14 protein-coding genes are annotated in these 19,213 nt (G+C 73.5%); 6 read left to right on the plus strand and 8 right to left on the minus strand.

The features are described from left to right. The first annotated feature begins 34 nt into the window (after window positions 1–34). Both glsA and ABZY33_RS15595 read left to right on the plus strand, forming a co-directional pair. Window positions 35–1,828 carry a glutaminase A gene (gene glsA, locus ABZY33_RS15590; protein ID WP_356492090.1) on the plus strand — a complete coding sequence of 598 codons (1,794 nt, stop codon included), beginning with the start codon at window positions 35–37 and terminating at the stop codon, window positions 1,826–1,828. A gap of 43 nt (window positions 1,829–1,871) precedes the next feature. Then, the gene (locus ABZY33_RS15595) at window positions 1,872–2,138 is read left to right on the plus strand and encodes a hypothetical protein (RefSeq protein ID WP_356492091.1); all 267 of its coding nucleotides are present in this window, start codon (window positions 1,872–1,874) and stop codon (window positions 2,136–2,138) included. Between the two features lie 594 nt (window positions 2,139–2,732). On the opposite strand, the gene ABZY33_RS15600 is transcribed toward ABZY33_RS15595, so the two are convergent. From ABZY33_RS15600 to ABZY33_RS15615, 4 genes are read right to left on the minus strand one after another with little or no spacing between them, the layout of a single operon-like run. Further along, the gene (locus ABZY33_RS15600) at window positions 2,733–5,120 is read right to left on the minus strand and encodes a glycoside hydrolase family 3 N-terminal domain-containing protein (RefSeq protein ID WP_356492092.1); all 2,388 of its coding nucleotides are present in this window, start codon (window positions 5,118–5,120) and stop codon (window positions 2,733–2,735) included. Window positions 5,121–5,128: 8 nt separating this feature from the next. Further along, window positions 5,129–5,977 carry a carbohydrate ABC transporter permease gene (locus tag ABZY33_RS15605; RefSeq protein ID WP_356492093.1) on the minus strand — a complete coding sequence of 283 codons (849 nt, stop codon included), beginning with the start codon at window positions 5,975–5,977 and terminating at the stop codon, window positions 5,129–5,131. Continuing rightward, window positions 5,974–6,939, minus strand: coding sequence for a sugar ABC transporter permease (locus tag ABZY33_RS15610; protein WP_356492094.1), 966 nt, complete (start codon window positions 6,937–6,939; stop codon window positions 5,974–5,976). Before ABZY33_RS15610 ends, ABZY33_RS15605 begins: the two co-directional genes overlap by 4 nt. Then, window positions 6,936–8,240, minus strand: a complete 1,305-nt coding sequence (locus tag ABZY33_RS15615) for an extracellular solute-binding protein (RefSeq protein WP_356492095.1) — start codon at window positions 8,238–8,240, stop codon at window positions 6,936–6,938. The genes ABZY33_RS15610 and ABZY33_RS15615 overlap by 4 nt, the downstream gene beginning before the upstream one ends. Window positions 8,241–8,379: 139 nt before the next feature. Between ABZY33_RS15615 and ABZY33_RS15620 the strand changes: the two genes are divergently transcribed. The 4 genes from ABZY33_RS15620 to ABZY33_RS15635 all read left to right on the plus strand — a co-directional run bounded on the left by ABZY33_RS15620 (window position 8,380) and on the right by ABZY33_RS15635 (window position 12,570). Beyond that, entirely contained in the window at window positions 8,380–9,408 is a 1,029-nt protein-coding gene (locus tag ABZY33_RS15620) for a LacI family DNA-binding transcriptional regulator (RefSeq protein WP_356492096.1), read from the plus strand. A gap of 415 nt (window positions 9,409–9,823) precedes the next feature. Further along, window positions 9,824–10,780 carry an alpha/beta hydrolase family protein gene (locus ABZY33_RS15625; RefSeq protein WP_356492149.1) on the plus strand — a complete coding sequence of 319 codons (957 nt, stop codon included), beginning with the start codon at window positions 9,824–9,826 and terminating at the stop codon, window positions 10,778–10,780. Between the two features lie 90 nt (window positions 10,781–10,870). Beyond that, complete coding sequence (locus tag ABZY33_RS15630) at window positions 10,871–11,506, plus strand: RNA polymerase sigma factor (protein ID WP_356492097.1); 636 nt, start codon at window positions 10,871–10,873, stop codon at window positions 11,504–11,506. Continuing rightward, window positions 11,503–12,570 carry a CU044_5270 family protein gene (locus tag ABZY33_RS15635; RefSeq protein WP_356492098.1) on the plus strand — a complete coding sequence of 356 codons (1,068 nt, stop codon included), beginning with the start codon at window positions 11,503–11,505 and terminating at the stop codon, window positions 12,568–12,570. Before ABZY33_RS15630 ends, ABZY33_RS15635 begins: the two co-directional genes overlap by 4 nt. Before the next feature lie 24 nt (window positions 12,571–12,594). Here the strand turns inward: ABZY33_RS15635 and ABZY33_RS15640 are convergent, their stop codons facing one another. The 4 genes from ABZY33_RS15640 to ABZY33_RS15655 all read right to left on the minus strand — a co-directional run bounded on the left by ABZY33_RS15640 (window position 12,595) and on the right by ABZY33_RS15655 (window position 19,059). Further along, entirely contained in the window at window positions 12,595–13,953 is a 1,359-nt protein-coding gene (locus ABZY33_RS15640; RefSeq protein WP_356492099.1) for a DEAD/DEAH box helicase, read from the minus strand. A 106-nt stretch (window positions 13,954–14,059) separates the two neighbouring features. After that, window positions 14,060–15,040: a methylmalonyl Co-A mutase-associated GTPase MeaB gene (gene meaB / locus ABZY33_RS15645; RefSeq protein ID WP_356492100.1), complete on the minus strand. Its 981-nt coding sequence runs from the start codon at window positions 15,038–15,040 to the stop codon at window positions 14,060–14,062. 12 nt (window positions 15,041–15,052) lie between these two features. After that, window positions 15,053–17,248 carry a methylmalonyl-CoA mutase gene (gene scpA / locus ABZY33_RS15650; protein WP_356492101.1) on the minus strand — a complete coding sequence of 732 codons (2,196 nt, stop codon included), beginning with the start codon at window positions 17,246–17,248 and terminating at the stop codon, window positions 15,053–15,055. Next, window positions 17,245–19,059, minus strand: coding sequence for a methylmalonyl-CoA mutase family protein (locus tag ABZY33_RS15655; protein WP_356492102.1), 1,815 nt, complete (start codon window positions 19,057–19,059; stop codon window positions 17,245–17,247). Before ABZY33_RS15655 ends, scpA begins: the two co-directional genes overlap by 4 nt. Window positions 19,060–19,213 lie beyond the last annotated feature (154 nt).

Consider the following 19,213-nt stretch of genomic DNA (forward strand, 5'->3'; position numbering starts at 1 on the left):
TGCACCCCGCCCCCCGATGGGTTTCGATGGCCGGGTGCGACACACGCAGCAAGGCGCCCCGGCCGATCCGCTCACCGCCCTCCTCGACGGGGTGCGCCTGCGGCTGCGCGGTCTCGACGACGGTGAGCCCGCCTCCTACATCCCCGAGCTGAGCCGGGTCGACCCCGCTCTCTTCGGACTCTCCCTGTGCGCCCTGGACGGGCAGGTCTACAGCAGCGGCGACACCACGACGCCGTTCACGGTGCAGTCCGTCTCCAAGCCGTTCGTCTTCGCCCTCGCGCTCGCCGACCGGGGCCTCACCGAGGTCCTCGCCCGGGTCGGCGCCGAACCGAGCGGCGAGGCCTTCAACTCCATCCGGCTGGAGCCCGGCACCGGCCGCCCGCCCAACCCGATGGTCAACGCCGGTGCCATCGTGACCAGTTCGCTCGTGGCGGGCGACACCCCGGACGACCGCTGCGCCCGTATCCTCGACGGCCTCGGGGCCTTCGCCGGGCGCCCCCTCGACATCGACGAAGCGGTCTACGCCTCCGAGTGCGCCACCGGCGACCGCAACCGCGCCCTCGCCTATCTGATGCACAACGCGGGCTCGCTCACCGGCGACGTGGAGGAACAGCTCGCCGTCTACTTCCGGCAGTGCTCCACCCTCGTCACCTGCGACGACCTCGCCGTGATGCACGCGACCCTCGCGGGCGGCGGCGTCAACCCGGTCACCGGCCGGCGCGTGGTCGCCCCGCGCCACGCCCAGCACGTCCTCGCCGTCATGGCGACCTGCGGCATGTACGACGCGTCGGGGCAGTGGATGCTCAAGGTCGGCATGCCCGCCAAGAGCGGGGTGTCCGGCGCGATCGGCGTCGCCCTGCCCGGCCAGTTCGGCATCGGCGTCTTCAGCCCGCCGCTGGAGGAGAAGGGCAACAGCGTGCGCGGCATCGCCGCCTGCCACCTGCTCTCCGACCAGTTCGGGCTGCACCTGATGCGCGCCGTCGACCCACAGCGCCGCCCGCTGCCCCCGCGCTCCCTGCACGGCACCCCGCTGCGGTCGCTGCGCCACCGCCCCCGCGCCCAGCGCGCCGCCCTGGAGGACCGTCCGGACCGCATCCGCGTCCACGTGCTCCAGGGCGACCTGGACTTCGCGACCGCCGAGCAGACCCTGCGCGTCGCCCTCGAACTGGCGCCGGAGACCGGCTGGTTCGTCCTCGACCTCACCCGGGTCGGCCGCGTGGAGCCCGTCGCCGCCGACCTGCTGCGGGCCCTCGGCGCGGAGTTGCGCGGGCGCGGCGCGCGCATGGTGCTCGCCGACCCGGACGCGCGGCAGGCGATGAGCCGCCCCGCCGACGAGTTCCCCGACCTCGGCCGCGCCCTGGAGGCGTGCGAGGACGACCTGCTCACCGCGGTCGGACTCGACCCCGACGCCCCGGTCCCGCTGGCCGCCTGCGACCTGTTCGGCCACGCCGACGAGGGGCTGCGGCCGGCCCTGGCCGAAACCTTCGGCACCCTGCGCCTGGCGGCGGGAGAGAGCGTGGCGCCCCCGGCCGCCCGGCCCGGCGACCGGATCGTCCTGTGGTACGTCGAGTCGGGCCGCCTCGCCGTCTGCGCCGACGCCGCCGGCACGGTCTCCCCGCTGCGGACCTGGTCGGCGGGGCCCGGCGCCGCTCTCACCCCCGCCGACTTCCCCGGCCGGCTCGCCCGCCAGGTCCTCGCCGAACGCGACACGGTCTGCCGCACGCTCACCGCGGCGGGCCTGCGGCGCATGCGGGCGCGCGTGCCGGACGCGGTGGCGTTCCTGGAGCGGGCACCCCTGGAGGGCGCGGAGACCGTCGACCGGCCCTGAGCGCCCCGGGCGATTGTCAGTGGCGGCTGCGAGGGTGGACGCCATGGACGAGCAGGAGTTCATGCGGGGAAGGGTGTACGGCGCGGACCACGACGACGCGGGTCCGCGGCCCGGCCGTCGCTACGCACAGCTGGTGGGCGGCCCCTTGGACGGGCTGCTCCTGGACGTCACGGACCGGCCCGCCGAGGAGACGCGCGCCGTCGTGGCGCTGCGCACCGAACTCGGCGCGTTCGGTCCGGGAGGCCGCGCGCTCTACGGACCGACGGACGCCGCGGGACGCCGTCTCGGCTGGCAGGGGGACACGCCGTGACGGCGGTGGAGGGGCTCCGCTGGGCCCTGGCCGGTTCTCGCGGCGCCGCACGGGATACGCCGTGACGGCGGTGGTGGGGCTCCGCCGGGCCCTGGCCGGTTCTCGCGGCGCCGCACGAGATACGCCGTGACCGCGACGGAGGGGCTCCTGCCGGGTCAAGGCCGGACCGTGCGGCGCCGCGCCACGGCCGGGAGGGCGGGCCGCGCATGACGAGCACGTGCCCTCGGGGCCGCGACCCGGCGCCGTCGGCCGGGCGGTGTTTCGGGTGGGACCGCTCGCCCTTCGAAAACTTTCGGACCGTCCCCCGCCCGGCCCGGCCCCGGCGGGGGGCGCCCTCGGCCCGCGCCGCGTCAGCCCCCGCCCGGGTCTGACGGGCCCCGGCCCGCGCCCGTCGGCCCGAGGCGGGGGTCGCCCCCAGCCCGCGTCCGCGCCAGACCCGGTCCGGGGCCCGTCAGACCCGGCCCGCGCCGCGTCAGCCCCCGGCCGCGCCGCGTCAGACCCGGCCCGCGCCCGTCAGCCCCCCGCGGGGGTCGCCCCCCAGCCCGCGCCGCGTCACCCCGGCCCCGTTCCGCGTCCCCCCGGCCCCAGGGCCCGTCACGCCCCGGAGGGCCCCCGCTCTGCCGTCAGCTCCGCGTGGAGCCGCCGCTCGTGATCGACCTCCCGTTCCGGCCCGGTCAGGGCGACGTGCGCGGTGAGCAGCGGGCGGGTGCTGGACGCGCTCAGGCGCAGCTCCAGTTCGCCGGGTTCGACGATCCGGCGGCCCGCGCGGCCGGTGAACGAGGCCAGGTCGGCGGGGACCCGGGCCCGGACCCGGACCGCCTCGCCCGGCGCCAGTTCGTCGAGGCGCAGGTAGCCGACGAGCCGCTGGACGGGCCGCACCACCGAGGCGACGGGGTCGTGCAGGTAGAGCTGGACGGTCTCGGTGCCGGGCCGCGACCCGGTGTTGCGGACCGTGCAGGCCAGCTCGAACTCGCCGTCGGTGGCGGCCACCGGGGCGGTCACCTCGAGACCGCTCCACTCGAACGTCGTGTACGCCAGACCGTGGCCGAAACCGAACGCCGGGCCGGGATCGAGGTTCGACACCTCGGAGGCGTGCCCGAGGCGCGGCGCGAGATACGTGGCCGGCTGCGCCCCCGCCTGCCGCGGCACCCCGATGGGCAGCCGCCCCGACGGCCGCACCCGGCCGCTGAGGATCCCGGCCACGGCCCGGGTGCCCTCCTCGCCGGGGAAGAACGTCTGCACGACGGCGGCGGCCTCCTGCGCGGCCCGGCCCAGGACGTAGGGGCGGCCCGCGAGGAGCGTCACCACGACCGGCGTGCCGGTGTCCAACAGCGCGTCCAGCAGCTCTTGCTGGGCGCCCGGAAGGTCGAGCGACGCGACGTCGCAGCCCTCGCCGCTGGTGCCGCGTCCGAACAGGCCGGCCCGGTCACCGAGCGCGGCGACGACCACGTCCGCGCCGCGGGCCAGCTCGACGGCCGCGGCGAACCCATCGCCGCGCTCCGCGTCCACCGCGTCGAGCCCGCGCGCGGTGACGACCTCGCCGCCGGTGAACTCGGCCGCCAACGCCTCGTGCAGCGTGGGCAGTTCGATGCCGAGCGGGGCCTCGGGCGTACGGCTGCCGACGTGCACGGGGAAGGAGTAGCAGCCCAGGACGGCCGTGGGGACGTCCGCGAGCGGGCCGATGACGGCGATGCGGGCGGGGGCGTCCGCTGCGAGGGGGAGCGTGCCGTCGTTGGTCAGTAGGACCACGGACTCCTCGGCGACGCGGCGGGCCAGCGCGCGGTTGCCCGCGGGGTCCAGGTCGACCGTACCCCGGGCCCGCTCGGTGTCGGTGCCCGCGAGGGCGGCCGGCACCGGGTCCCAGTCCGGGTCCAGCAGCCCGCACTCCGCCTTCTGGGCCAGGACCCGGCGGGCGGCGCGGTCCACCAGGTGCTCCGGCACGAGGCCGTCGGCGATCGCCTTGCGCAGCGGCTCGCCGAACGTCTTCACCGTCGGCAGCTCCACGTCGACACCGGCCGCGAGCGCGGCGCCCGCGGCCTGGCCGGGCGAGGCGGCCACCCCGTGCAGAATCTGGAGGAACGCGATGCCGAAGTAGTCGGCGACGACGGTGCCCGAAAAGCCCCAGGTGTCGCGGAGCAGCCCCGTCAGGAGCCGCTCGTCGACGGCGGACGGGATGCCGTCGGTGTCGGTGTAGGCGTGCATCACGGACCGTACGCCGCTCTCGCGCACCGCCATCTCGAACGGTGCGAGCACGACGTCCGCGAACTCGCGCGGTCCCATGGAGACCGGGGCGAGGTTGCGCCCCGCCCGGGACGCGGAGTACCCGGCGAAGTGCTTCAGCGTGGCGACGACCCCCGCGGACTCCAGGCCCTGGACGTAGGCGGTGGCGACGGTGCCGACGAGGTAGGGGTCCTCGCCGATCGTCTCCTCGACCCGGCCCCAGCGGGCGTCGCGGACGACGTCGAGGACCGGGGCGAGACCCTGGTGGACACCGACCGCGCGCAGGTCGCGGCCGATCGCCGCGGCCATCTCACGGACCAGGCCGGGGTCGAAGGTGGCGCCCCAGGCCAGCGGCACCGGATAGGCGGTGGCGCCCCAGGCGGCGAACCCGGCCAGGCACTCCTCGTGCGCGAGGGCGGGGATGCCGAACCGGCCCGCCGCCGCGATCCGCCGCTGGGTGCGCGCGAGGGAGAGCGCGCCGAGGGCGGGGTCGACGGGCGCGGTCCCGAAGGGGCGGGTCAGCTGGCCGAGCCCGTGCGGAAGCAGCTCGTCGAGGTCGACGGCCTCCTCCATGTCGTGCTGGTGCGGGGCGACGTCGCCGCCCTCGGCCGAGGCCCCGACCCAGACGCCGTAGAGCTGGGCGATCTTCTCGTCCAGGGTCATCGCGGCGAGCAGGGCGTCGGCCCGGTCCCCGGGGGCGGCATCCGGGTCGCGCCAGAGCGGGACGGGGGCCGGATCGGGCGCGCGGTCCGCTCGGATCATGTGGTCGGTCACTTTCCTCCGACTCCCATCAGCCCCTGGACCAGGGCACGACGGGCGAACAGGTAGACGATCAGGATGGGGAGCATGGACAGCACGACCGCGGAGAGCAGGCCCGGGATGTCGACGCCGTGTTCGGTCTGGAAGTCGTAGAGCCCCATGGTGATGACCTTGGAGTCCGCGGACTGGGTGAGGACCAGCGGGAAGAGGAAGCCGTTCCACGCCTGGAGCGCGGAGTACACGGTGATCGTGGAGATCCCGCTGCGGGAGAGCGGCAGCACCAGGCGGAAGAAGATCCGCCGGGGCGAGGCGCCGTCCATCGTCATCGCCTCGTACAGCTCGGGCGTGATGTCCCGCATGGCCCCGGTCAGGATGAGGGTGCACACGGGCATGGCGAACGCGGCCGTCGGCAGGATGACGCCGATCAGGTTGTCGTAGAGGCCCGCCTCGCTGATCACGTAGAACATCGGCACGATGACGGCCTGCGCGGGGATCGCGAGGCCCAGCAGGAACAGGCGGAACACGCCGCCGGTGAGCCGGCCGGTGCCGCGCACGATGGCGTACGCGAGCGGCGGAACGAGCAGCAGGACGATGCCGACCACGCAGACCGTGACGACCAGGGTGTTGAAGAAGTACCGGCCGAAGCCGCTGTTGAAGTTGTCGACGTAGTTGTCGAGCGTGAAGTGGTGCGGGAGCGACAGCGGGCCGTTGGCGCCGTAGTCGGAGCGCGACTGGAACGTGGCCACCAGCATCACGTACAGCGGCAGGCCGACCAGGAAGAGCCAGACCAGCGAGCCCAGGCCGGCGAAGTAGTTGGGGCGTTCGCGGCGGCGGCCCGCCGTCGCCCTGGGGGTCGTCACAGGCCCTCCATCTGGCTGTTCATCTTGCCGTAGCCGGACAGCCGCACCATGACGAGGGAGACGATCGTGGCGACCAGGACCAGGAGGAGTCCGACCGCCGAGGCCGATCCGTAGTCGAAGCTCTTGAACGCCTTTTGGTACATGTAGTACGCGCTGATGGTGGTGTCCGTGCCGGGCCCGCCCTGGGTCAGGATGAGCACCGTGTCGAACGTGGTGAGGCCGCCGACCACCATCAGGATCCCCGAGGTGATGATGCTGTTGCGCAGCTGCGGCAGCGTGATGTGGAAGAACTGGCGCACGGTGCCCGCCCCGTCGATCTGCGCCGCCTGGTAGAGGACCGGCGGCACGGCGCGGGCGGCGCCCTGGTAGATCAGCGTGTGCAGCGGTGTGAACTGCCAGGTGCTGACGAAGACCAGGACACCGATGGCCGTGGCCTGGTGGCCGAAGAGGTTGCCGTCGCCGAACAGCCAGGTGGCCTGGGCCGGTACGCCGAAGTTCGGGTCGAGGACGGCGCGCCACAGGACGGAGACGGCGGCCGCGGAGAGCAGCAGCGGCACGAAGTAGATGGCGGACAGGACGGCCCTGTTGCGCTGGTGCCCGGCGGCCCAGACCCCGAGGAGCAGGCTGAGCGGGGTCTGCACCGCGACGCCCAGCACGGTCAGCAGGACGCTCAGCCACAGGCTCTGGACCATCACGGGATCGGCGAAGATCCGCCGCCAGTTGTCGAGGCCGACGAACTCCGGGTCCGTCAGACCGTTCCAGCTGGCGAACGACAGCACGGCGACCAGGATCAGCGGGACGAGGGCGAAGAGGGCGAAGAAGAGGGCGGCGGGGACGGCCCAGCCGACGCCCGGGCGGCCCACCCCGGCGCCGGAGCCGCGGACGCGGCCGGGGTCGGGGACGGCGGAGGTGCGCGGGCGTCTGCCGGTCGTGCGCCGGCCGGTCATGAGGTCACCGGTCATGACGTGGGCAGGGCCTGCATCGCCTTGATGAAGCCGTCCTCGTCCAGCTGCCCGTTGAAGAACTGCTGGATCGCCTGGTACATCGAGGTCGCCGCGGACTGCGGGTAGGCCTGGTCCCACGACAGCTGGAACGACGGCGCCTTCTTCACCAGGTCGTACTGGAACTTGGCGTAGTCGGGGCTCGCGGCCTCGTCGAGGTGGTCGGCCGTGTTCGTCGTGGTCGGCAGGTTGCCGATGCCCAGGTGCGCCTTCACGAACGTGTCCGAGTACTGCATCTTGAGGAACTCCGCGACGGCGTCGGGGTACTTCGTCTTCTTCAGGACGGAGTAGAAGTTGTTGGTGTTGCCGACGAGATCGCCCGCCGCGCCCTTGCCGCCCGCGACCGTCGGGAAGGAGGTGTACCCGAAGTCCTTCTTGGCGAAGGCGGGATGCGCCTCCTGCTGCGTCGAGTACTCCCAGGAACCCATCAGCTCGAACCCGGCCTTGCCGGTGGCGAGCAGGGTGGGCGAGCCCTGGTCGGTGAATTTCACGGAGTCGTAGTTGGAGCCGAAGGCCCCCGCGTCGACCAGCTCCCGGATCATGCCGAGCGCCTTCTTGCTGTCGGCGCTCGCCCACACGTCCTTGTCGCCCTTGACGGCCTGCTGGAACAGGTCGGGGCCGGCGATCCGGTCGTAGAGGTACTCGAACCACATGAGGGTCGGCCACCGGTCGCCGCCGCCGAGCGCGATCGGCGTGACGCCCTCGGACTTGAGCTTCTTGACGGCGCTGAGCAGCCCGTCCCAGGTGGTCGGCGGCTCGACGCCGGCCGCGTCGAGGACCTTCTTGTTGTGGAAGAGGAGCACGGGCTGGGTGCCGCGCATCGGTATGCCGTACGGCTTGCCGTCCACCTCGGCGCTGTTGAAGACGGACGGCAGGAAGTTCGACTTCAGACCGGGGTCCTTGGCGATGAAATCGTCGAGGGGGAGCAGCAGACCCGCGTCGACGAACGGCTTGATGCTGCCGCCGCCCCAGTTGTAGAAGACGTCCGGGGCCTGCTTGCTGCTGATGATCGTCTGCAGCTTGGCCTGGTAGTCGGCGCCGGGGATGGTGTCCAGGACCGCCTTGACCTTGGACTTCTTGTTGAAGTCGGCGATCAGCTGCTTCTCCACCTTGTTCGCCGAGTCCCCGTAGACCAGGACGTGGATCTTCCCGTCGCCGCCCCCGGCCGAGTCGGAGCCACCGCAGCCGGCCAGGGTGAGCAGCAGGGCCAGCGCCGCCCCGCCGGCGGCGGCCGATCTCGGCAGCCGTGCGCGTAGAGTCATGGTGTCGCCTCTCGAAACTCTTTCGGTCCATGTACCGAAAGTTCACACAGCGGGACGCTAGGTGTCGGCCATGGAGGGGTCAACCCCGCGTCGCCGAGTTACCAAAGCGTTACGAGACGGCGGGAGTTGGCGGTGCCTTATGCTCCTCAACATGCGAGATGACGAGGAGCTGGGCCGGATCACCCTGGCGCAAGTGGCCCAGGAGGCGGGGGTCTCCATTTCGACAGTTTCGAAGGTGCTGAACGGGCGCCAGGACGTCGCCGGGCAGACCCGGGTGCGGGTGGAGCGTCTCCTGGAGGAGCACGCCTACCGGCGCACGACCCGGGCCGCCCGCGAGGCGCCCCTCATCGAGCTGGTCTTCCACGAACTGGAGAGCGTCTGGGCCCTGGAACTCATCCGGGGCGTGGAGAAGGTCGCCAAGGCCCACCAGGCCAGCGTGGTGCTGACCGAGAGCGGCACGCGCCAGGCGCCGGGGCCGGAGTGGATCGAGGGCGTGTTGCAGCGCAGGCCGCGCGGGGTGGTCCTGGTCTTCTCGGCGCTGCCCGCCGAGGTGAAGCAGCGGCTGCGGTCGCGGTCCATCCCCTTCGTCATCATCGACCCGGCCGGCGACCCCGACCCGGACGTGCCCTCGGTCGGCTCGGCCAACTGGAACGGCGGCCTGGTCGCCACCCGCCACCTGATCGACCTCGGACACCGGCGGATCGGCATCATCACGGGCCCCGGCGACATGCTCTGCTCGCTGGCCCGGCTCGACGGCTACCGCTCGGCGCTGAGCATGGCCGGGCTCCCCGCCGACCCGGACCTCGTGCGGTACGGCGACTTCCACGTCGAGGGCGGCCGCGAGCGCGCGGTGGACCTCCTCGACCTGCCCGAGCCGCCGACCGCGGTCTTCGCCGGCAGCGACCTGCAGGCCCTCGGCGTGCTGGAGGCGGCGCGGCTGCGCGGCCTGCGCGTCCCCGAGGACCTCTCGGTGGTCGGCTACGACGACGTGCCGCTCGCCCAGTGGTCCAGCCCCGCCCTGACGACGGTGCACCAGCCGCTGCGGCAGATGGCCGAGGAAGCGGTGCAGATGCTCATGCGGCTGCGGGTGCAGGACCCGGTGACGACCCGGCTGGAACTGGCGACGAGCCTGGTCGTCCGGCAGAGCACGGCGCCGCCGGCGGGGTAGGCGGGCGGCCTGGCGAGGTGGGGTGCCTCTGGCCGGGCCAGTGGGTTCGGCGGGGTCCGGCGGGGCGGGTGGGCCGGTTCGGCGCGGCCGGTGGGTCGCGTGGACGGTTCGGCGGGGCCCGCGGGCCGGGGGAGTGGAGCGGCGGGGGCGGGGGCCCCGCCCGGCCGGCCGGCCGGTCCGCACGGCCGACGGCCCGTCCAGCCGCGCACGGCCGCCGGATGAATTACGTGTACATGCCTTGACTGCCGGTCGCGCTCCCACGCACCGTTGCGGGGATCCGGCGGCCCGGACCCCGGCCGCCGTCCGTCGGCGGTGACCCGAGGGGGAGCATATGAACAGCAGACCGTCAGGCATGGGCGCGTACGACGCACTGGTGACCTCCCGGACCGCCGCCCCGCTCCGCCGTGCCAGAGGCATGCTGCTCGTCCTGGTCGCGCTGCTGTTCACCCTGGCACCGCACGCACCGGCCGCGGCGGCCGGTCCCCGCGGCGGCGCCGAGGTCGTCGCCACGACCCGGGTCGCGGACCGGCAGCTCGATCTGTCCGTCCGCTCGGCCGCGCTCGGCGGCCGCACGGTCCAGGTCCGGCTGCTCACCCCGGACGGCTGGAACCCCGCCGACCACCGCAGGCACTGGCCCACCCTCTGGCTCCTGCACGGCTGCTGCGGTGACTACACGTCATGGACGGACCAGACCGACGTCGCCGGTATCAAGAGCCTGCGCGACGTCCTCGTGGTCATGCCCGAAGCCGGCTGGAACGGCTGGTACAGCGACTGGTGGAACCACGGCAAGGGCGGCGACCCCGCCTGGGAGACCTTCCACACCCAGGAACTGCGCCGGGTTCTGGAACGCGACTGGGGAGCGGGCAGCCGGCGCGTCGTGGCGGGCCTGTCCATGGGCGGCCAGGGAGCACTGATGTACGCGGCCCGGCACCCGGGCATGTTCCGGGCCGCCGCGGCGTACTCCGGCTCCGTGCACCCGCTCCTGAACGAGGAGTCGACCGCGCGCATCCTGGGCTTCTTCGCGGGCCAGGGCGGTGACCCCCTGCGGGTCTGGGGCGACCCCGTCGCGCAGCGCCGCGTCTGGGCGGCCCACGACCCCTTCCACCTGGCCGGGCGCCTCACCTCGCTCCCCGTCTACCTCTCGTGCGGCGACGGCACCACAGGACCGCTGGACGCGCCGGGCGCCACCAGCGATCTCGAAGCGGACTTCGGCCGGCAGAACCAGGCCCTCGCCGACCGGCTCCACCGCCTCGGCGCCCGCCACCTGACGACCCACTTCTACGGTCCGGGCACCCACGCCTGGCCGTACTGGCAGCGGGAACTGCACGCCTCCCTGCCCATGCTGCTCAACGGGCTCGGCGTAGCACGCTGAGCGGACCAGTACGGTGAAGTCCGCCGCACACACGTACAGGCATGGCGCAGATCACAGGAACTCCGCCGGGACGGCGGAGAGGTCATGGATGTGAGGGACTCAGAAAACGATCTGCGCAGGCGCGTGCGCGCCGGTGAACGCGGTGCGTTCGCCGAGCTGTACGAGCTGTGCGCCGGCCCCGTCTACCGGCACGCCCTGTGGCTCACCGGCGACTGGTCGACAGCGGAAGACATCATGTCGGAGACGTTCCTGACCGCCTGGCGGGCACGGGAGCGGCTGCACCCAGAGGAAGGCTCTCTGCGCCCGTGGCTGCTGGGCATCGCCACGCACAAGGCGGAGAACGCCCGGCGCGGGCTGCGCCGCCGGGTGGCGTTCCTGGCCCGGCAGCGCCGGCCGCCCGTGGTCGCGGACTTCGCCCCCGAGGTCGAGGGACGGGTCGACGACGCGCGGCGCCTGGCCGCCGTCCAGGACTCCCTGGACCGGCTGCGCCGACCGGAGCGGGAGGTGCTGACCCTGTGCGTGTGGTCGGGCCTGGACTACCAGCAGACCGCCGAGGCGCTCGGCATCCCCGTCGGCACCGTGCGCTCGCGCCTGTCGCGGGCCCGCGCCAGGCTCGCCAGCCTCGCCGACGAGGCGCAGAAGAATCCGGAACCCCGCGCCGCCCGCGGAGAGATGACAGGTGACGCCGCACTCGCGGCCCTGCCCGTGAGGGAGGAAACGGCATGACCGACCAGCACGACAGCACCCCGGCCGCGGACACCGGGACGGCGGAGCGCGACGCCGACCTCGTGGAGCTCGCCCGGCTGCTGCCGGCCCCGGCCTCCCGGGACCTCCCGCGCGCGCAGCACCTCCAGCACAAGGAACGACTGATGCAGCGCATCGACCACGACCAGGCCGCCCCCCGGCCCCGCCCCGCCCGCCGCCTGCTGCGCCCCGCCCTCCTGGTGCCGGTCACGGCGCTGGTGCTGGGCGGCGTCCTCACCACGGGCGTCGTCCTCACCCACGACGACGCCCCGGCCACCACGGCGACCCGGCAGCAGGGTGCGTCGGGCGCCTCGTCCGCCGCGGTCCTGCTGGACCGGATCTCCCTCGCCGCGAGCAAGGGCGACGCCCTCCAGGTGGGCGACGACCAGTTCGTCTACACCCGCGAGAAGGGCAAGGGAGCCGACCTGACCAGCGGCAAGGCCGTCGTCGGCCCGCTGGAGGAGCGGGAGACGTGGAGCGCGCAGCGCCCGGGGCCGCTCCACAAGCTCGGTGTCGCCAGGACCGACGGCGGCAAACCGTACGCCCTCAACGCCGAGCTGGGCGACGACGACGGCACCCCCGCCGGTCTGAGCCGCCCCACCTACCGCTGGCTGGCGTCGCTGCCCACCGACCCCGACAAGCTCCTCGCCTACCTGTACGACAAGACACCGAAGTTCGACGGCGTCGAGCGCGACCAGGCTGTCTTCGAGGAGATCGGTTCCCTCGTCGGCGCGCTCATGCCGCCCAGGACGGGCGCCGCGCTCTACCGGGCGGCGGCCAGGATCCCCGGCGTCGAGCAGGCCCCCGCGGCCCACGACGCCCTCGGCCGGCACGGCGTCGGGATCTCCCGGGCCGACACCACCTTCGGCACCCGCACGGAGTGGGTCTTCGACAAGGAGGACCTCACCTTCCTCGGCTCCCGCAGCTACCTGATGCGGGACACCCGGTACGGCAAGGCCGGGACCCTCATGTCCAGCACCGCGGTGCTCGGCCACGCGGTGGTCGACAAGGCGGGGCAGGTACCCGCGACCACGCGGCAGAGCTGAGCCGCCGGGGTGCGGCGCCGGTGCTCAGCGCTCGCGCCGCACCTGCGCCGCCTTGCGCGCCTCGGCCAGCTTGCGGGCCTCGCCGGACTTGCGGGACTTGCCGCGCGCGGTGTCCTTGCTGGTGCCGAGCCCCCGGAACGGGGCGTTGGTGTTCTTGGGCTTCTCCGCGGCGGGCGCGCTGTCGAGGGGCTTGCCCGAGGGGGCCTTGGCGCCGGTGATGCGGCTCAGCTCCGCCTCGCCCGAGCGCACCTTGGAGACGGCCGCCTCGATGCCCGCCTCGGTCAGCACCTGGCCCAGGTCGCGGCGCTGACCCGACAGGACGAGCGTGACGACCCGGCCGGACTCCCCGGCCCGGGCGGTACGGCCCGCGCGGTGCAGATAGTCCTTGGCGTCGGTGGGCGGGTCGACGTTGACCACCAGGTCGAGGTCGTCGATGTGCAGGCCCCGGGCCGCCACGTTGGTCGCCACCAGCGCGGTGACCTGGCCGGCCTTGAACTGCGCGAGGGTACGGGAGCGCTGCGGCTGCGACTTGCCGCTGTGCAGGGCCGACGCGTGCACCCCGCTGGCCCGCAGGTGCCGGGTGAGCTGGTCGACGCCGTGCTTGGTGTCCAGGAACAGCAGGACGCGGCCGTCCCGGGCGGCGATCTCGGTGGTGACGGCGTACCGGTCGGGGCCGTGGACGACCAGGACGTGATGGTCCATCGTCGTGACCGCACTCGTCGCCGGATCGGCGCTGTGCTCGACGGGCGCGTGCAGATAACGGCCGACCAACTCCTCGACGTCGCGGTCCAGGGTGGCCGAGAACAGCATCCGCTGACCGTCGGCGTGCACCTGGTCGAGGGCGTCGGTGACCTGCGGCAGGAACCCCATGTCGCACATCTGGTCGGCCTCGTCGAGAACGGTGATCCGGACCCGGTGCAGGCGGCACGCCTTGCGGTCGATCAGGTCGTGCAGCCGGCCCGGGGTGGCGACGACGACCTCCGCACCGTCTCGCAGCGCGGCGACCTGCCGGCCGATGGAGATGCCGCCGACCACCGTGGCCATCCGCAGCCGCAGCGCCCGCGCGTACGGCGCGAGCGCCTCGCTCACCTGCTGCGCCAGTTCCCGGGTCGGTACGAGGACCAGCGCGAGAGGCTGCTTGGCCTCGGCGCGCCGCCCGGCCGTCCGCGCGAGCAACGGCAGCCCGAAGGCGAGGGTCTTGCCGGAGCCGGTGCGCCCGCGCCCCAGCACGTCGCGGCCGGCGAGAGCGTCGGGCACCGTCGCCGCCTGGATCGGGAAAGGCTCGTGCACCCCGTGCTCGGCGAGCGTGCGCAGCACCTCGGCCGGCAGGCCCAGATCCGCGAACGAGGTGACGGGGGAGCCGTCGCGATCCGGGTGGTTCATGAAGTGCCTTCCGTAAGGGGAACGTACCGGGGAAGGCCCGACAGGGGTGACTGACCGATGAACTGGGACCGCCCAAACGGCTCAGGCTACCACGCAGGGCAACCGCTCAGCGGCCCCGGAACGCGTCCAGGATGCGCTCCGCCGCCAGGGTCGCGGTGAGGTCACCGGCCCGGACCCGCTCCTCCAGGCCGGGTGCCAGGGCGCGGACCGACGGGTCGGCCCGCAGGCTGCCGAGCAGCTCGTCGCGGACCATGGTCCAGGTCCAGTCGACCTGCTGGTCGCGGCGGCGCGCGGCCAGGCGCCCGGTGGAGTCGAGCAGGCTCCGGTGCTGTTCGAGCCGCTCCCACACGGCGTCGAGGCCGGTCGACTCCCGCGCGCTGCAACTGAGCACCGGCGGCGTCCAGAAGGCGTCCTTGCCGTGCATCAGGCGCAGCGCGCCCGCCAGTTCGCGCGCGGCGGCCCGGGCGTCACGCTCGTGCGGGCCGTCGGCCTTGTTCACGCTGACCACGTCGGCCAGCTCCAGGACGCCCTTCTTGATGCCCTGCAACTGGTCGCCCGTGCGCGCCAGCGTCAGCAGCAGGAACGAGTCGACCATATTGGCGACCGCCGTCTCGGACTGGCCGACACCGACGGTCTCCACCAGCACCACGTCGTACCCCGCGGCCTCCATGACGACGATCGACTCGCGCGTGGCCTTGGCGACACCGCCCAGCGTGCCGGCGGTGGGGGAGGGGCGGACGAAGGCCGCCGGGTCGACGGCGAGCCGCTCCATGCGCGTCTTGTCACCGAGGATCGACCCACCGGTCCTGCTGGACGACGGGTCGACGGCGAGCACCGCCACCCGGTGCCCGAGCCCGGTCAGCATCGTGCCGAACGCGTCGATGAACGTCGACTTGCCCACCCCGGGCACCCCGCTGACGCCGATCCGCCGCGCCCGGCCGCTGTGCGGCAGCAGCTCGGTCAGCAACTGCTGCGCCAGCGCCCGGTGCTGGGGCCGGGTCGACTCGACGAGGGTGATCGCGCGGGCGACGAGCGCCCGCTTCCCGTCGAGCACACCTTTGACATACGTGTCGAGGTCGATGGCCATGGACTCACCGGCTCACAGGGCCGCGACGGGATCGTGGCCGAGGTCGGCCGCGAGGCGTTCCACCAGGTCACGCGCGGCGTCCGGGATCACCGTGCCGGGCGGGAAGACCGCCGCGGCGCCCATCTCCCGGAGCGTGGCGACGTCCTGCGGCGGGATGACACCCCCCACCACGATCATGATGTCGGCGCGCCCCTCCTCGGCGAGCGCCTCGTGCAGCGCCGGTACGAGGGTGAGGTGCCCGGCGGCCAGCGACGACACCCCGACGATGTGCACGTCCGCCTCGACGGCCTGCCGCGCCACCTCGCCCGGGGTCTGGAACAGCGGGCCCACGTCCACGTCGAAGCCCAGGTCGGCGAAGGCGGTCGCGATCACCTTCTGGCCGCGGTCATGACCGTCCTGGCCCATCTTGGCGACCAGGATGCGCGGCCGGCGCCCCTCGGCCTCGGCGAACGCGTCGACACGGGCGCGGGTGCGGTCCACGGACGGGGACTCGCCTGCTTCGTTGCGGTACACGCCGGAGATCGTACGGATCTGGCCCGCGTGGCGCCCGTAGACCTTCTCCAGGGCGTCGGAGATCTCCCCGACGGTCGCCTTCGCGCGCGCCGCGTCCACCGCGAGTTCGAGCAGGTTGCCCTCGCCGCCGGCCGCCCGGGTGAGGGCGGCGAGCGCGTCCTGGCAGGCGGCCTCGTCGCGCTCCTCGCGCAGCCTGCGCAACTTGGCGATCTGCTGGGCCCGCACGGAGGAGTTGTCGACGGCCCGGACGTCGATCTGCTCGTCGGAGTCCACCCGGTACTTGTTGACCCCGATCACCGGCTGGCGCCCGGAGTCGATCCGGGCCTGGGTGCGCGCCGCGGCCTCCTCGATGCGCAGCTTCGGGATGCCCGCGTCGATCGCCTTGGCCATCCCGCCGGCCGCCTCGACCTCCTGGATGTGGCCCCAGGCGCGCCGGGCGAGGTCGTACGTCAGCTTCTCCACGTACGCGCTGCCGCCCCACGGGTCGATCACCCGGGTCGTCCCCGACTCCTGCTGGAGCAGCAGCTGCGTGTTGCGGGCGATGCGCGCGGAGAAGTCGGTGGGCAGCGCGAGCGCCTCGTCGAGCGCGTTCGTGTGCAGCGACTGGGTGTGCCCCTGGGTCGCCGCCATCGCCTCCACACAGGTACGGGTGACGTTGTTGAACACGTCCTGCGCGGTCAGCGACCAGCCCGAGGTCTGCGAATGGGTGCGCAGGGAGAGGGACTTGGCGTTCTTCGGGTCGAACTGCCCGACCAGCTTCGCCCACAGCAGCCGCGCCGCGCGCAGCTTGGCGATCTCCATGAAGAAGTTCATGCCGATCGCCCAGAAGAACGAGAGCCGCGGCGCGAACGCGTCCACGTCCAGACCCGCCTCGCGCCCCGCCCGGATGTACTCCACCCCGTCGGCCAGGGTGTAGGCCAGCTCCAGGTCGGCCGTCGCGCCCGCCTCCTGGATGTGGTACCCGGAGATGGAGATCGAGTTGTAGCGGGGCATCCGCTGCGAGGTGTACGCGAAGATGTCGGAGATGATCCGCATCGACGGCTTCGGCGGGTAGATGTAGGTGTTGCGGACCATGAACTCCTTGAGGATGTCGTTCTGGATGGTCCCCGCCAGCTTCTCGGCCGGCACACCCTGCTCCTCCGCCGCGACGATGTACAGCGCGAGCACGGGCAGCACGGCGCCGTTCATCGTCATCGACACCGACATGCGGTCCAGCGGGATGCCGTCGAAGAGCTGGCGCATGTCGTAGATGGAGTCGATGGCGACACCCGCCATGCCGACGTCGCCCGTGACCCGCGGATGGTCGCTGTCGTAGCCCCGGTGCGTGGGCAGGTCGAAGGCGACGGACAGCCCCTTCTGGCCGGCCGCGAGGTTGCGCCGGTAGAAGGCGTTCGACTCCTCGGCCGTGGAGAAACCCGCGTACTGCCGGATCGTCCACGGCTGGTTCACGTACATCGTCGGGTACGGGCCGCGCAGGTACGGGGCCACGCCCGGCACCGTGTCCAGGAAGTCCAGGCCCGCCAGGTCCTGTTCGGTGTAGAGCGGCTTGACCGCGATGCCCTCCGGCGTCTCCCAGCCCAGGTCGTCGCCGTCGGCGGCCCGCTTCACCGCGGTGTGCCACTCGTCGGCGGCGGTGGCCGGCGCCGGGGTCCCCAGCTCGATCGCGGAGAAGTCGGGGATGCGGGGGGCGGTCATCGGGAGACTCCCATGCGGTCGAGCGTGGCGCCGAGCACGGCCACGGCGTCACAGCCGGCGAATACGTAGGTGTCGACGCCGGGACACGTGCCCGGGCGGCCGGCGAGGAACACGTGTCCGGCGCCCGCCGCGCGCAGCTCCCGCGCGCTCTGCGCGGCCTGCTCCGCGTAGACGGTGTCGCTGGAGCACAGGCACACCTCCCGCGCGCCGCTCTCCTCGAAGGTGCCCTCGGTGACGGTCTCGACGCCGCCGGCCTGGAAGAGGTTGGCCGCGAAGGAGAGGCGGGCGGTGTGGGCGGCGGCGGGGCCGAGGGCGGCCAGATACACGCGGGGCCGGGCGCCGGTCGCGGCGAGGTGGGCCTCGGCCCGGACCCGCAGCGCCTCGAACGCCTCGTCGCGGCGGACCCGGGGCAGCCCGCCGGAGGGCGGCGCCGGCACCGGCTCACGCACGACGGGCTTCTCCGCCAGGTGCGGGAACTCGCTGACGCCGGTGACCGGTTCGCGCCGCGTGGCGAGCCGCTCGCTCCGCGCGGACCACGTCTCGGCCAGCCGGTCCCGGACCAGACCGGAGCGCAGCGCCGCCGCCTGTCCGCCGTCCCGCTCGATCTGCTGGAAGAACTCCCAGCCGGCGTGGGCGAGTTCGTCGGTCAGGCGCTCCACATACCAGGAGCCGCCCGCCGGGTCGATCACCCGGGCGAGGTGCGACTCCTCGACGAGGATGGTGGAGGTGTTGCGGGCGATCCGCCGGGCGAACGCGTCCGGCAGCCCCAGCGCGTGGTCGAAGGGGAGCACCGTCACGGAGTCCGCGCCGCCCACTCCCGCGCCCAGCGCCGCGATCGTGGTCCGCAGCATGTTCACCCACGGGTCGCGCCGGGTCATCATCACCGGCGAGGTCACCGCGTGCTGGAGCTGCGCGCCCGAGCGCGGCGCCCCGCACGCCTCGGCGACCCGGGCCCAGAGCCGGCGCGCGGCCCGGAACTTGGCGATGGTGAGGAACTGGTCGGCGCCGGCCGCGTAGCGGAACTCCAGCTGCGCGAGCGCCTCTTCGACGCTCAGCCCGGCCTCGGTCAGTCCGCGCAGGTAGGCGACGCCGGTGGCGAGGGAGCAGCCCAGCTCCTGCGCGGCCGAACCGCCCGCCTCGTGGTACGGCAGCGCGTCCACGGTCAGCGCGCGCAGCCCCGGGTACCGTCCGGCGCACAGCCGCGCCAGTTCGGCGACGGGCGCGCTGTCGCAGGGCTGTCCGGTGCGGGCCTCGTGGCCGAGCGGGTCGGCGCCGAGGTTGCCCCGGGCCGCTTCGGGGGCGACGCCCTTCTCCTCGTACAGGCGCAGCAGTTGGCGCGCGGCGGCCTCGGTCCCGGCGCCCGCGTCGAGCACGACGGCGGCCAGGTCGAGGTAGACGCCGTCGAGCGCGGCGGCGAGGGCCGCGGCGGGGAAGCGGGTGTCGTCGCCGATGGCCAGCCACAGGGAGGTGACGCCGTTCTCCAGGTCGGCGAGGACCGAGGAGGAGTCGGCGACGGTGTGCCGCTGGCGTACGTCCCAGCCGCCCGCGGTGTTCCCCTCGGCGCGGCCGCCGCGCACGAAGGGGGCGAAGCCGGGCAGGCCGGCGGGGGGAGCGTCGTCGCGGGCTGTGTACAGGGGACGGGCGCGCAACCCGTCCTCCAGCGCGGTGGACAGGGCGTCTTCCGCTCCGTCGGCCGAGACTTCCTTGCCCGACTTGCGCAGCACACCCGCGACCAGGTGCTGCCACTGCTCGTGTGTCGCGTCAGGGAACTCGGCTGCCAGGGAGAGGCCGTCGTCAGGCAGGACCGTCATGCTCGGATGCTAGGCCAGATCCGTCGGTCCGCAGCAGACGGCGCGGGTGTGACCTTCTTTACCTTGCCTGGCGGGCGCCGAACCTCTAGGCACGGCCCGACCCCGTCGCGGCAGCAAAAGATGTCGCAACCGTTGACATGACTTACCCATACCT

The organism is Streptomyces sp. NPDC006552 (assembly GCF_040611655.1).
GTDB lineage: Bacteria > Actinomycetota > Actinomycetes > Streptomycetales > Streptomycetaceae > Streptomyces.